Genomic DNA, 13,332 nt, shown 5'->3' with positions numbered 1-13,332 from the left:
TGGCCCGAGGAAGAGCGAGCGCGGTTCAAGCGGGCGCTGGAGGCGTATCAGCGTGGGTGCTCGTCCAAGGCGGCTCCGGCGGCCCCATTGAATGGATAGCGCGCCAGCCGTGCGTGTCCCGGTGCTCATGCGGGTGGAGGTTCAAGTGCTGTTGTCGCTGGTCGACTGAAGGACATTGGCCGGGGCGTAGAGGGCTTGCATTTCTTGTTTTGCATATATTTCGTGTTAGTTCGTGCCCCTCCATCTGGAGGTGGTTCCATGAGGAAGTTCCCTCGCATCCTGGCGCTCACAGTGGTGTGCGCCGTCTCTGCCTTTGCATCCGGCTGTGGCGACGAGCACATCGACACGCCGCTCGCGGAGGATGCCCCGGTAGGCACCGCCGGTGCGTCGCTCGCATGCAGCACGCGCATCACCTACGGCGAAAGGTGGATTCGCCCCTCGGGGCACACCGCGCAGTACGACATCGCGAGCGGTTTGGTGACGTGGGATGGCACCTGCATCAACGAGGGCAGCAACTCGTATGCGGTGCTCTCGAACGGCTGGCGGCCGTACTTCACCGGCAGCAACGCGTGTGTCATGGCGCTCGACACGGACTGTGCAGGGGCCACCGCGTGCTCGACGCGCGTCACCTATGCCGCGTCGTGGCTGCACCCGTCGGGACACCCCGCTCAGTACGACGACGTGAGCGGGCGCGTGTTCTGGGACCGGGCCTGCACGAACGAGGGCAGCAACTCGTACGCGCTGCTCTCCAACGGGTGGAGGCCGTACTTCAGTGGAACTGGCGCGTGCGGCATGTCCTTCCGCTACACGGGGTGCGGCGGCCTGTACCGGAACCCGGTGGTCCCCGTGGATTGCGCGGACCCAGGCGTCATCCATGATGGGACGCGGTACGTCGCCGCGTGCACGTCCGGCGGCGCGGCGAATGCGTTCCCCCTGCGCACGTCGAAGGACCTGGTGACGTGGACGAGCGCGGGCTCCATCTTCCCGTCGGCGTCGAAGCCCACCTGGGCGACGGGCGACTTCTGGGCGCCGGAAATCCACAAGGTGGGGACGCGCTACGTCGCTTACTTCACCGCGCGGCACTCGAACGGGAAGCTGTCCATCGGCGCGGCGACGTCGGCGAGCGCGCTCGGGCCCTTCACGGACATTGGCCGGCCGCTCGTGCATGACACAGCGATGGGGATGATTGACGCCACCTTCTTCACGAGCACCACCGGGGCGCCCTACCTGGTGTGGAAGGCGGACGGCAATGCGGTGGGGCGGCCGACGCCCATCTACGGGCAGGCGCTGTCCGCGGATGGCCTGTCGCTGGTGGGCTCGCGCCAGACGCTCATCAGCAACAACCTGTCGTGGGAGGGCGGCGTCGTCGAGGCGCCATGGGTCGTCGCTCGGGGCGGCTACTACTACCTCTTCTATAGCGGTAACGCGTACTACAACAGCACCTACGCCGTGGGCGTCGCGCGGGCGACGAGCCCGCTGGGCCCGTACACCAAGCTGGGCTCGCCGATTCTCAAGACGGGTGGTGGCTGGGTGGGGCCGGGACACAACTCCGTCGTCACCGGGCCGCGCGGTGACATGTACATGGTCTACCACGCGTGGAACAGCGCCCACACGGCGCGGGTGATGCTCGTGGATGCAATCACGTGGCCCAATGGCTGGCCCGCGGTTCCGTCCGCGCCGTCGGCGAGCTCACGGCCCATGCCGTAGCGGCTTCGCTGTGACGACTGCCTCCGCGCCGCGGCCTCATGCGCCACGGCGCGGAGGTGCGCGGCGGCGGGGGAGGGCGGTTTGCCCGCCGAAGGCAATCGACAGCTCCGCATGGCTCGAGGCGCCTCGCAGCGCCCGGAAGACGACTCCCTTCGGCCGGAGCATCCGGGCGGACATCGGCGTCATCGTGAACCAGAGTCTCTCTTCCACCACCCGAAGGGCCCACAGCTCGGCCGTCCCCTTCGGCGGCCCTCCTCGTTCCGCTGCTCCAGCCAGCCACCCTCAACAGGGTTGATATCCGTCCCATGCTCTCGACGAAGGTCACGTTGGCCGAACAATTGGCCACGTTCGCTCTCGGCGCGGTTGCGGTTGCGGTTGCTAGCGGCCTTGTCGACGCAGCCGCGGAAGTCGTCGCCATCAGGAAGTTGGGTGGAATGCGCATCGGCGCATCGGCTACGTTGCGCCCTTTCGACGTAACGAAAGGCGGGCAGGAAGCTTCGCGAGGCGGCGACGGTTGCTTGCCGGATCTGCCGCTGGAAGGAGCTGGAGATGGAGCGCAACGACGAGAAGGGGTTCTTTTCCTGGGTCACCAGCCTGGTGCGCGACCATCGCGGCGCGCTCGCGGCGGTGGCTCGAAACGAGGGCCTGCTCGCCGACGATGCGCTCGACGCCGTCCAGGACGCCTTCGCGACCTTCCTCGGCCTGCCCCACGCGCGGAAGCTCGCGTACGAGGAGGACGACAGCCGCAACCTCCTCGCGATCCTCGTGCGAAACCACTCGCGGAACAAGAGGCGGCGCCACGAACTCGCGCGGCCGCATCTCAGCGACAGTGAAGTGGTCGAGAGCCTGGCTGATGATCGGGAGAGCGTCGATTCGCTCATCGCGCATGCCGAGGCGCATGTGCTCGCCTTCCAATGCGTGGAGAAGCTCGCCGCGGTGCAGCGCCAGGTGGTGACGCTGCGCCTGCTCGAGGATCAGCCGGGTGTCCGTGTGGCGGATCTCCTTGGCACCACACCTGGCAACGTCGCCGTGCTCCTGCACCGCGCGAAGCGTGAACTCCGCGCGTGCATGGAGGAGTAGCGCTCTCAGGCGGCGGCGCGGTGGAGCCGCTCGGCCGGCTGCGGCTTGCGCTGCGCCAGCCAGACCCGCGCGGAATCGGCCATGGTGACGATGGCGGCGCCAATCATGATTGCATCCTTGACCACCAGCCGCCCGCGGCCGCTCAGCCACGGAAAGCCGTGGTGGGCGTCGCCGAGCGCCGGCACCCAGCTCTCAGGTGTCGTGACGAGAAAAGAGAGCGTCACTACCGACATGCCGATCACGAGGGCGCTGCCGATCGCGCCGAGCTCCGGGCGCCACCAATGGGCGGCGATGAGCAGGCCGAAGAGCACGATCACGCCGCCGAGCAGGTAGGAGAACCCATAGGTCCCGTTCGCCTCGTGCCACGCGCGGTTGGCGGGAACGAGCGCGCCTTCGGCATTCATATGCTGCCGGTATTCGGGGGCGTCGTACGCATAGACGAAGCTCATGACCGGGCTGTTGGCCACGAAGGGGACGATGCCGTCGGCTTCGTATTCGGCGACCTTGAGCGAGCCAATCCAGACGAGGACGACGATCAGGCCGACGCGAAGGACGTTCATTCCGATGCGGTCGGCACGGGCGGCGAGGCGGAGGAGCGACTCGATACGGGACAAGGATGGATCTCCTGCTGTGGGAAGCGCCCGAGCCCACGGTTTCGGACTCGAACGCTCGCGCTATGCAGTCATGAGGTTTCGTCCCGCCCGGGCATTACACGGCGCATGCGAAAGGCGAGCGCGGCTCCTTGTGGCGCGCGAGCTGCTCGAGCGGCGCGAGCACCTGCGGTGGGCGCCGCCTCCCGCGGAGGTGCCATGCCAGCGTCATGTTGAGCCCGCTTGGCTGCCGCTGCCGCGCGACCTGCGCAATCCGGGACACCCAGTGCATCAGGTTTCTGAGGCGGAGCTCGAGGCCCTCTCCTCCGAGGAGGGGTTTCGCTCCAGCTGCGAGCCGGATTGCTACGCGTACTACCTCGTGACGACGCGAGGGGATGCGGTGGAGGCCCACACCTCTCAAGAGGCGCTCCAGGCCTTCCTGGGCGACATCGACACCCCTCAGGAGGCGCTGCTCCAGGTCTTCGCGGGGCGCTACAACCTGAGCTGCACCGAGTTGGAGAAAGGCGCGGTGAAGGCCAACGCGGACGGGACCTTCAACGTCGTCGCCACGAAGGGGGTTGCATGTGGAGAGGGCTCCAAACTGACGCAGTACCTGCTGGAGGTGACACCCTCGGGCGAGGTGCACGTGAAGCAGACCCACATCCTGGAGCGGGGCACGAAGGGGTGCACCGTGGGGCGCAGGCCCGCGGGGCTCCGCTCGGATGGCTCGATTGCATGCGCGGATGAGCTGGGGCAGCACTTCGCGCTCATCGCCCACCTGGAGGAGGCCTCCATCACGGCCTTCTTGAGGCTGCGGGACGAGCTGGCGCTGCATGGCGCGGCGGTCGAGCTTCAGCAGGCGGCGCTGCGCAGCGCACTCGATGAGGTGGCTCATACGGAGGTGTGTGGACGACTGGCGCGTCGTCATGGCGCGACGCCTGCGCGCGCGGTGGTGGCGCAGCTCCCGCCCAGGCCGCTGCTCGAGGTGGCGCTGGACAACGCGGTGGAGGGCTGCGTGCGCGAGACATACGGCGCGTTGCTGGCTCACCATCAGGCCCTGCACGCGGAGGACGACGAGGTGCGCGAGGCGATGGTCCGTATCGCCGAGGACGAGACCCGGCACGCGGACCTGTCCTGGGCCATCGACCGTTGGGCGGTAGAACAACTGCCGTCCGCAGAGCAGGAGGCGGTGCGCGCGGCACGTCAGCGCGCGGTGGAGGCGCTGCGTGCGGAGGTCTCCGCGCCGACCGATGCGGCGCTCCTGCGGGCGCTGGGGCTGCCGGAACCGGAGGTCGCCGTCGCGATGGTGGACCTGCTCTCGCGCGAGCTCTGGAATTGAGACCCGGGCCTGCTCCTGATGAGGCCTCGGAGTCGAGGCTCGGGTATGGAGCAGGCCGATCCTTGAGGCGGGAGTCCTCGAACGAGGTTGCTCCCGCCCCAAACCTCATGTGGCCCGAGGTGCGAGGCGAGGCCTCACGGGAACGCAATGATCGTCGGTGGCGTGGTGCTGGTGAAGAAGTCCGGATATCTCGCGGTGTAGTGGCTCCCGCTGCCGCTCTCTCCCGAGATGACGCCGGTCTTCGAGCCCGAGACGGTCACCGTGGTGCCGTCCGCGGCAATCGCCACGTTCTCCGACACGATGTTGCCCATCCCCATGAAGACGCCCAAGCCGCTGCTCCGGATGACGGTCAGTGTGGCCGGGTCCACGTGGTGCACGCTGAGGGTGATGGGCGCGCTGCCGCTGAGGCTCGACTTCTTGGTATAGCTCGCGGCGATTCCCAGCGCGTTCCCCGCCACGGACCGCGTCGGCTCATAGACGACGGACGTGCCCAGGGTCACGCTGCCATAACCATACACACACGTCGGAATGGGCTGGCGGAAGAGCTTGACGTCATAGACAGTCGGCGTCACGTTTGGCTGCGGGTACGCGGAGATGCTGTAGATGCATCCGTCAAGCGACACGGATGACACCGCTGACTCCTGCTGCGCCAGTGCGTCGTCCTGCCCGGTCATCCCATCCTCTCCGCCGCAGGCAGGGAAGAGAACGGCGGCACAAAGATAGACAGCCATCTTGAAGAATCGCATCGTGCAATGACTCCTTGGCTCGCGGGGGAAGCGCGGGAAGGGTAACAGCAAAGCCATTCTCTTCGTGGGCAATCTGTACGCATCCACTGGTTCCTTGATGACCCCAGCGGTGGAGAGATGCCACTCAGCGAGCTGCGCCTGGGTCGCGTGGGCATCACCTCGAAGGCGATGTTCAATGACGCGTGCGCGGGAACCCGATGCCTCACACCCAGCGCGGAGGCCCTCTGGATGGAGGGTGTTTGGGGACTCGCCCGCATTCACAGCTCACCCCCGCGGCATGAAGCGTGGTGCCTTCCTCCGTCTGGCCTGGTGTAGCCTGACACCCCCCTCAAATGAGGTGGTGGGACGCGCGAACCCATGGCACTGCGGTTTCGGTTCAGCGACGGGCTCGAAGGCGAGGCGAGCCTCAAGCCCTGCCTCTTCGAATGGGACGCAGCGCGTCCCGCGTTTTCCCTCCGCTGGAAACGACGAAGCCCCCGACCCTCAACAGGGCCAGGGGCTTCATGGGATGCCATCTGCGCGGCAGGCACTATGCGATGGGCATGAAGACCTTGAAGCCCGTGCGCCCGCTGTTGGTCGTGTTGCGCTCGATGAAGTCGCTCGCGGACGAGTGACCATCACCCAGGGTGACGGCCGTGTGGCCGTAGATGCTGCCCAGGCGCGTGGAGGTGCTCTCCCAGGTGAGGACGAGGCCCGGAATCTTCAGCGCCTCCTCCAGCGACATGTTGACCTGCTTGAACTTGTCGCGCGGCAGGTTGTTGTCAATCTGGTTGCCGTTGCCCGACACGCCAATGCCCAGGGCGTTGCGGATGGCCCGGCTGACGCCCGTGGCGCACAGGCCCTGGCTGTTGTAGCCGCCCATGCCCATGGCCGCCGAGCGGGCCGCATCCGCCAGTCGACGCATCGCGGCAGACGCGTTGCTGGGCCCCGCGCCCGTCGGGCCGCCCACGTCCGCTCCACCGCTCACGCCACCCGAGGAACCTCCACCGCGAACGCCCTGAGGGCTGCCACCAGCGTCGAAGCTGTCGCGACCGGAGTGCCCGATGCGCAGCGTGTTCCCAGCGTAGATGAGGTCGGGGTTCGTGATGTTGTTGTCACGGGCCAGCTTCTCCACGGTGGTGCCGAAACGGGCCGCCAGGCCGGAGAGGGTATCGTTGGGACGGATGCGGTAGATGGACATGTAAGCTCCTGCCCTCATTCTCGCGGCTTCCCCGGCGGAGTTGCTTCACCCTTCCAAGATTCTTGGATTGTTTGGGGCGCCTCCAGGTTTCACCCAGAGCGACACTCGCGTCTCTCCATGTGTGGGCGTACCCGTGGCGTGCCAGGAGCCGGACATTCGGAGAAGGTCCCTGCCGAGTCCGCTCCCGTGGAGCGGTCATCGTGCCGCACGTCTACGACTGCCCCCGCTGCGCCTGATGCGGCGACTGGTCAGCGACGTCAATGACTGGAGCGACGGCTCTCTGGCGCGGAGCTCGGCCAACTGTACAGCACCGTGACGTTCATCCTGCCAGGACGCCGTGTGGTGCCGTCACGACTCCGTCACAGCCACCATGCTCTCATCGCATGGTGGCGAGGGCGGACGGTGGGGGAGCCTGCTCCGACGTACCCGCATTCCTTTCATGAAGGCCATCTCCCCCCCAGGGTGCGCGAAGCGAAGTCCTTCGTTTCCTCGTTGCGCGGAGGTATTGGGATGATGACTCGTCTGATGCGCGTCCTGGTCATGGGGCTGGTGTGGGTGCCGCTGCTGGCGCGAGGACAGGGGCTTTCCAAGGAGGAAGTCCGCGAGCCTCCCGTGGACATGGCGTCACAGTCCTCCACTGAGTCACCGTCCACAGCCTCGCCGACGCAGGGCTCCGGGGAGGCGCTGGATGATGACTACTCACTTGGAGGGCACCTGGTCGTTGGGACGCTCCTGGGCGGCGTTGGGCTCGTCACTGGCACGCTGGTGGGAGGATTGGTCGGTGCAGCGCTGGATAACAACTGTTCGCTGACGCGCTGCGGAGACTCATTTACGTTTGCCATTCCAATGAGCCTGGGGACCACGCTCGGAACGTCGCTGGCCATCTACCTCGCGGGGAACAAGTTCAACGGGAGGGGCAACTTCGGCCCCACCTTCCTGGGCGCCGCACTGGGAGCGGTTCCATTCGCCTTGCTCACGACCAGCCGCCACGATCGCGTGGCGAGGATTGGCACCGTCGGGATGCTGGTCACTCCTCTCATCGGTTCGTTCACGGGCTACTGGCTTGCGCGATCATCGAGCCCTTCGCACGGGACAGCGCGCGCTGAGCTGCCGGAAGCCCAGGCTGCTCCGGTGCTCGGCCTGACTCAAGGCGGTGCGCTCGTTGGGGTGATGGGACGCTTCTGAGCCTCCGCGATGCGGATGAGACGCAGTTCCTCTGCGGCGGTTGATGAGCGGCTTCATTTCCTTCGGCGTAGCGATGGGCGGGTGTCTGTGGATGCGCCCAGGGGGAAGGGCTGGGCGTCGACGGAAGCCCGGTTCGGCGGACGCAGCGGGAGCGGGAGCGCCACGTATGCGCACGGACGCTACGATGCCGGCGGGACGGGCTACATCTTCGCGGTGGAGCGCCGGGCACCTCTGGCGCTGGCACGCCGGCACGAGCAGGGCTTCCGGTCCGTCTCGCCGGGCCAGGATCATGGGGGGGCGGTTCAATCCGGCGGAGCCTGGCGAACACCACGACGACCGGTGCGCGCCGCGCCTCAGCGAATCCAGCCCGCCGCGCGAAAGATCCGCGCGTAGAGGTCGCGGATCACCGGCTCCTTTCGGCGGTTGTATTCCATCACATCGTCCAGGCCTTCGGCGGAGGTGTACTTGACCGCCGCGTAGCGCTGCCGGTCGTCGTCGTGCTCGCGCAGCCAGTCGCGGAACATGACGTGGCGAATCACCTCGGGGCAGTCCGGGCCGAACACATGCAGGTTCACGCGTGGCGCGGCGAGCCGCAGGCAGCGGTGCTGATGCCAGGACGGCTCGCGGATGATGAGGTCGTAGCCCAGGCTCTCGAGGGCAGGCACATAGTCGTCCTCACGCGTGGAGTCGGCGACGATGAGATCGATGTCGATGACGGGCTTGGCGGGAAGGCCCGGCACGGCAGTCGAGCCGACGTGCTCGACCTGCATGGCCGATGCGCCCATTACACCCTGGATGGCCACGGCTAGCTCCGCGTAGCGCGTCGGCCATCCGGCATCATAGGGAACGACTGCGACTTTCTCAGGAGCGGGTTTTCCTTTGACCCAGGGGTTCTCGTCTGGGTCGGCATCGTAATGACGCATGATGTCTTCGGGGCGTGGCATGCCGGGCATTCTCGTTCATGACGTGAACTCCGGCGACCGCGTCTACCCGCAGGCAACTGCCATCGTCCAACCAGGACGCCACGAACCGGATGCCCCTCACCTCCGCGCCAGGCCACGAAGCCAGCGGCGAAGCACGGAGCCGCGTCCTCGCGCCTGATGTCGAAGGATGGCTTCAACACCCCATGGGCGCGGGTGAGCGCCCTGCTCGAGGCCATGCGACGCCGACTCCATGGCGGAGTTGCTCGCCCACCGGCACCTCGCCCGGCCGCGGGAGCTGGACCAGGAGTCCGCGGGTGCGCACATGGGCTGAGGCCCGCTCCCGCGCATCCCCCGCTTCGGTGCCACCACCGAAGCGGGGGCCGTACCCGAGGACGCTTCAGGGCAGGCAGCTCGTCGTCAGCATCGTGAGGGAGGTGCTGCCTTCCTGGCTCACCATCAGCTCGAGCTTGTCACCGCCGCTGAAGTTCCCAGCCGCGAGCCCCAGCGGCGCGCCGTCCAGGACCACGTCTTGTCTCGCCGAGAGCGAACCATCGCCCATGCCGCGCAGGAAGCTGACCGTGTTCTTGGCCGTATTCGTCACGGCGACGTCCAACCAACCGTCCTGGTCGAAGTCCGCCACGGCCAGCTCACCCACCTCTCCCAGCACGTCGAAGTCCTTCGCGGCCTCGAACGTGCCGTCGCCGCGTCCCAGTCTCACGCTCACCGCGGGCTCGTTGAAGGAATCTCCCTTGCTGGTCACCAACAGGTCCGCCCTGCCATCGTTGTTGAAGTCCGCCGCGGCCACATGCCTGGGGGCGTTCTGGGCGGAATACCGGAACGCCGCGCGGAACGAGCCATCACCCGCGCCAAAGTAGACATAGAACTCGGAGACGAGCGAGGCGGGCATCACCACGTCCAGGTGACCGTCCCCATCGAAGTCCGCGGTGGTGACGGTGAGCGCGGCGAAGGACAGGGGGAAATCCAGCCGGGTGAGCGAGCCCATCCCGTTGCCTTTCATCCAGCTCAGCGTCGAGGACCCCGTCGCGAGGCTCGTATTGACGGTGAAGACATCCCGGTTCCCATCTCCATCGAAGTCCGCCGTCGTCATCGCCCAGGGGCCCGCGCCCGTGAGGGTGGTGCGTCCCGCCCCGAAGTCGCCATTCCCCAGGCCGGTTAGCACGCTCACCGACTGACTCCGGGTGTTGAGCACCACCAGGTCCAGCAGCGTGTCGCCGTCGAAGTCCCCCGTGAGGACGCTCTTCGGGTCCGCGCCCACCGCGAACTCCCCATGCCTGCGGAGGCTCCCATCCCCCTGCCCGAGAAAGGTGGCGACGGTCCTCTCGGCCATCCGCGTCCCGGCGAGGTCCAGCTTCCCGTCCTTGTCGAAGTCCCCCGCCACCAATCCCCGGAGCTCGGCCTCCACGGAGACCTGGGGGAGCTTCGTCAGTCCGACATTGTCACAGCGTGTCTTCGACAGTCGCGGCGCCGAGGGGGGCCCCATTCCCACTGCATTCACCGCCCGGACCACGACCTGGTACTCCGTATCCGGTCTCAGCCCCGTGAACTCCACGCGCGTGTCCATCGCGGACAGGGAGCGCTGGAACGTCCCCGAGAGGAGTTCGACGGAATAGGCGTGAACCGTCGCCCGTCCGTCCGAGGTCGGAGGCTCCCAGCTCACCTGCAGCGCCGTGTTGAGGGAGACGACATCGATGATTCGTGGGGCGCTCGGGAGGTCGTGAGTCGTCACGGCGACCGAAGCGCCTGACTCAGGACCCTCTCCAGCCGCGTTGGTGGCGCGAACCTGGAAGGTATAGCTCGTGCCGTCGGAGAGGCCGGACACCACCACCTGCGTGGCGCCTGTCGTCGTGGCGGTGGTGCCCCCGGAGCCCGTCACCGTGTACTTCACGATGGCGCCGCCGCCGTTCGAGGTGGGCGCCTGCCAACTCACCTGCGCGGACCGGATGCCTGGCGTGGCCTGGACGTCCCTTGGTGCCCCTGGAGTCGTCACCTCGGGCTCCGGCCTCGGCGGAGGGTCCTTGTCCCCACCCTCCGAGCTGGAACCGGAGCACGCCGCGAGGAGTCCCATCAACAGTGCGGCAATGAGGCCGCGCTCATGCACCTGAAGCATCATCCATCCCTGGTCAGTTGGCTCCGGCCGGCCATGCGTGGCCTGTAAAGGCAAACCACATGCCCCAGGCGGCGTGAGGCACAGCTCGGAAGTCCGCCCGCGTGGCGTGCAGCGCGTGACACAGGGACTGTGAAGGTCAAGGCACGACTGCCCATTCCCTGCACAAAGGCAAAAGCCCCTGCTCGTGCCACTGTGGTCTGCCCCCCGATTTTCGGACCCGTTGAAGCGTGAGAGAGTCCTCGCGGCCAGGAGGTCGGTTGGTCGTGAGGAAGAACAGGTTTACCGAGGAGCAGATGGTCCGCATCCTGCGGGAGGCGGAGGCGCCTGGGGCCAGCGTGGTGGATGTGGCCGGCGCGCACGCGTGGCCCGAGGGATGAGTCCGGGCGCGACCGTCAGGTGTCCTGGACGCGGAGCTCGAGTGGGGGTGGCGCCTGAAGCTGAACGTGCTCGCCCGAGCGCGGATGCAGGAAGGTGAGCGACTCCGCGTGCAGCAGATAGCCGCCGTCTCCGGGCAGGCCGGGGTGCTCCGCCAGCGGCAGGCCGCCCACGCCGAAGAGCGGGTCCCCTACGAGCGGGTGGCCGATGAAGGCGAGGTGGATGCGGATCTGCTCGGAGCGCCCCGTGTGGATGTCCACCTCGAAGAGGGTGTGCTCGGTGCGCCGCTCCAGCACCCGGGCCGTGCTGTGTGAGGGCTTTCCCCGCGCACTGGCACCATGGACTTCGCCCAGCCGCGGATGGGGTACCAACCCAATGGGCGCGCGGATGTCGTAGGCCTCCTGGGCGGCGAGTCCCTGGGAGAGTGCGCGGTAGCGCTTGTGCACGCGGCCCTCGCGCCAATCGCTCGCCAGGCGCGCGGCAGCGTCGCGGGTGCGGGTGAAGAGCACGAGGCCCGACGTCGCGCGTCCCAGGCGGTGCATGGGAACCGCCTCCGGCCATCGTGCCTGGACGAAGGAGAGCAGGGTGTTCTTCAGGAAGCCTCCCGAGGGCAGGGTCGGCAGTCCGCTCGGCTTCACCACGACGACCAACTCCGCGTCCTCGTACACGAGCTCGAAGGACTGCGGAGTGTCCGCCTCCTCCCATGGCGGGCGGTGCCAGCACAGCCACTGTCCCGGCCTCAGCGGCTCCGAGCCGTCGGCCGTGACGTCGTCGAGTCGCACCTCGCCCCGAGCGAAGCGTGCCCGCCACTCCTCCTCCGAGGAGTGACGATACTTGTCCGTTAGATGGGCGAGCGCGCTGCTGCCCGGTCGGCGCCCGAGCTTCTCGCGATACACATAGCCGTCGTTGAGCAGCACTCGCGTACCCTACACCGCGTGGGCTCGCGGTGGGAGGCACTCCGCCTCCCGTCGCCGTACTCCGCGTCTGACTTCCCTCCAACGAAGGGGGCACCACGGGGACTCACCCGGGATGACACCGGGGCCGGGCTACCGTCAAAGCGGTGGCAGCTTGTCCAGGAAGCCTGACTTCGACAGCCACATCACCAGCGCGAAGCTGATGGTGTTGAAGGCCGCGTGCGCGACAACCAGGGGCAGCAGGCGTCCCCGGAACCAGAAGACGAACCCGAACCATGCTCCCATCACGAAGGTCTGGAAGACGGCGAGCGTGCCTTCGTAGAAGTGGCCCACGGAGAACAGCACGGCCGCGACCAGCACCGCGGGCACCCAGCGGCCCAGCACCACGCGCAGGCGGGGCACGAGGAAGCCCCGGAAGACGAACTCCTCGAAGCCTGTCACCAGCACCATGATGGCCGCGAAGGCGGGCACGTCCAGGCCGGTGTCCATGAGCGCGGCGGCCAAGCCCTTGCGCGCCAGCATCTCCTTGTCGGCCAGCTTCAACGCCACGGCGACGGCCGCCATGGGCACCGACGCGGCGATGTGCACCGCGTAGGTGGCGACGAGCACCGGTACGCCGAGCAGCAGCTCCTTCGCCCAGCCCTCGCGCGCCAGCCCTACCTGCGCGGGCCCCTGGCCGTCGCGCCACACCAGCACCGCCACCAGCAGGATCATCCCCACTGCGCGGATGCACAGGGGCGCCATGGACAGGGAGAAGCCCTTCTCCTGCTCCGCCGCGGTGGCGACCCAGGCGCCCGCGCCCGTGCCGCCCAGCGCCACCAGGAGCCCCAGGACGCCCAGCCAGGCGCCCGCGCGCGTGGCCTCCCAGGGGCGCAGCAGGGCCAGTCCCCAGGCGAGCAGCGCGACCGCGAGCACGGCCAGGACGACCCGACCCGCGGGGCCCGCCGACGAGGGCCCGAGGACGGCGAGGAACACGAACGCCGCTTCTGACAGGGCCCGGCGCCGCGGCGGGGCGTTCTCCAGCAGCACGGCGACATCACGACGCACGGGGCGTTCCTCCTCCGGTCCAGGGCCACGGGACTGGGGCCTCGAGGGATTCCGGACAGGCTACCGGCTTCGCCCTCAGGTTTCTGATCCCTCCTCGGTTTTCCGTTCATGCGGCGCA

The 13,332-nt window shown here is 67.8% G+C and carries 11 protein-coding genes and 1 pseudogene; 5 read left to right on the top strand and 7 right to left on the bottom strand.

The genetic code is table 11. The features are described from left to right. Positions 1–174: 174 nt before the first annotated feature. Together BLU09_RS23650 and BLU09_RS23645 are read left to right on the top strand one after the other, a co-directional pair. On the top strand, positions 175–1,707 hold the full coding sequence (locus BLU09_RS23650) for a glycoside hydrolase family 43 protein (protein WP_090491768.1): 1,533 nt from the start codon (positions 175–177) through the stop codon (positions 1,705–1,707). Between the two features lie 549 nt (positions 1,708–2,256). Beyond that, positions 2,257–2,787, top strand: coding sequence for an RNA polymerase sigma factor (locus BLU09_RS23645; protein ID WP_244171972.1), 531 nt, complete (start codon positions 2,257–2,259; stop codon positions 2,785–2,787). Positions 2,788–2,792: 5 nt separating this feature from the next. On the opposite strand, the gene BLU09_RS23640 is transcribed toward BLU09_RS23645, so the two are convergent. Next, complete coding sequence (locus tag BLU09_RS23640) at positions 2,793–3,401, bottom strand: DUF417 family protein (RefSeq protein WP_090491766.1); 609 nt, start codon at positions 3,399–3,401, stop codon at positions 2,793–2,795. A 262-nt stretch (positions 3,402–3,663) separates the two neighbouring features. Here BLU09_RS23640 and BLU09_RS23635 point away from each other — a divergent pair, with 262 nt between their 5' ends. Continuing rightward, positions 3,664–4,716 (top strand): ferritin-like domain-containing protein, encoded by a 1,053-nt coding sequence (locus BLU09_RS23635; protein ID WP_244171971.1) that lies wholly within the window; start codon positions 3,664–3,666, stop codon positions 4,714–4,716. Positions 4,717–4,850: 134 nt separating this feature from the next. Here BLU09_RS23635 and BLU09_RS23630 read toward each other — a convergent pair whose 3' ends face one another. Beyond that, positions 4,851–5,462 (bottom strand): hypothetical protein, encoded by a 612-nt coding sequence (locus tag BLU09_RS23630; RefSeq protein ID WP_244171970.1) that lies wholly within the window; start codon positions 5,460–5,462, stop codon positions 4,851–4,853. 529 nt (positions 5,463–5,991) lie between these two features. Then, positions 5,992–6,642 carry a LysM peptidoglycan-binding domain-containing protein gene (locus tag BLU09_RS23625; protein ID WP_244171969.1) on the bottom strand — a complete coding sequence of 217 codons (651 nt, stop codon included), beginning with the start codon at positions 6,640–6,642 and terminating at the stop codon, positions 5,992–5,994. A gap of 510 nt (positions 6,643–7,152) precedes the next feature. On the opposite strand from BLU09_RS23625, the gene BLU09_RS23620 reads away from it, so the two are divergent. Further along, positions 7,153–7,827, top strand: coding sequence for a hypothetical protein (locus BLU09_RS23620; RefSeq protein WP_244171968.1), 675 nt, complete (start codon positions 7,153–7,155; stop codon positions 7,825–7,827). Between the two features lie 353 nt (positions 7,828–8,180). Here the strand turns inward: BLU09_RS23620 and BLU09_RS23615 are convergent, their stop codons facing one another. Then, positions 8,181–8,771 (bottom strand): GrpB family protein, encoded by a 591-nt coding sequence (locus BLU09_RS23615; RefSeq protein ID WP_186817917.1) that lies wholly within the window; start codon positions 8,769–8,771, stop codon positions 8,181–8,183. A gap of 376 nt (positions 8,772–9,147) precedes the next feature. Continuing rightward, positions 9,148–10,881 carry an FG-GAP-like repeat-containing protein gene (locus BLU09_RS23610; protein WP_090491761.1) on the bottom strand — a complete coding sequence of 578 codons (1,734 nt, stop codon included), beginning with the start codon at positions 10,879–10,881 and terminating at the stop codon, positions 9,148–9,150. A gap of 260 nt (positions 10,882–11,141) precedes the next feature. Here BLU09_RS23610 and BLU09_RS40120 point away from each other — a divergent pair. Next, positions 11,142–11,237 (top strand): annotated as a pseudogene (locus BLU09_RS40120) (transposase); the annotation flags it as partial. 33 nt (positions 11,238–11,270) lie between these two features. Here the strand turns inward: BLU09_RS40120 and BLU09_RS23605 are convergent. Both BLU09_RS23605 and BLU09_RS23600 read right to left on the bottom strand, forming a co-directional pair. After that, positions 11,271–12,170: an RluA family pseudouridine synthase gene (locus BLU09_RS23605; protein ID WP_090491760.1), complete on the bottom strand. Its 900-nt coding sequence runs from the start codon at positions 12,168–12,170 to the stop codon at positions 11,271–11,273. Between the two features lie 135 nt (positions 12,171–12,305). Beyond that, positions 12,306–13,214 (bottom strand): CPBP family intramembrane glutamic endopeptidase, encoded by a 909-nt coding sequence (locus BLU09_RS23600; protein ID WP_090491759.1) that lies wholly within the window; start codon positions 13,212–13,214, stop codon positions 12,306–12,308. Positions 13,215–13,332 lie beyond the last annotated feature (118 nt).

Origin of the sequence: Myxococcus virescens (assembly GCF_900101905.1) — a bacterium.
Classification (GTDB): domain Bacteria; phylum Myxococcota; class Myxococcia; order Myxococcales; family Myxococcaceae; genus Myxococcus; species Myxococcus virescens.
The sequence above is the reverse complement of the archived record's forward strand: the minus strand, read 5'-3'. Positions and strand labels throughout refer to the sequence as shown.

Excerpts from the sequence above, each read along its gene's own strand:
- BLU09_RS23645 (WP_244171972.1), top strand. The coding sequence starts at position 2,257 with ATGGAGCGCAACGACGAGAAGGGGTTCTTTTCCTGGGTCACCAGCCTG.
- BLU09_RS23610 (WP_090491761.1), bottom strand. The coding sequence starts at position 10,881 with ATGATGCTTCAGGTGCATGAGCGCGGCCTCATTGCCGCACTGTTGATG.
- BLU09_RS23625 (WP_244171969.1), bottom strand. The coding sequence starts at position 6,642 with ATGTCCATCTACCGCATCCGTCCCAACGATACCCTCTCCGGCCTGGCG.
- BLU09_RS23620 (WP_244171968.1), top strand. The coding sequence starts at position 7,153 with ATGATGACTCGTCTGATGCGCGTCCTGGTCATGGGGCTGGTGTGGGTG.
- BLU09_RS23615 (WP_186817917.1), bottom strand. The coding sequence starts at position 8,771 with ATGCCACGCCCCGAAGACATCATGCGTCATTACGATGCCGACCCAGAC.
- BLU09_RS23630 (WP_244171970.1), bottom strand. The coding sequence starts at position 5,462 with ATGCGATTCTTCAAGATGGCTGTCTATCTTTGTGCCGCCGTTCTCTTC.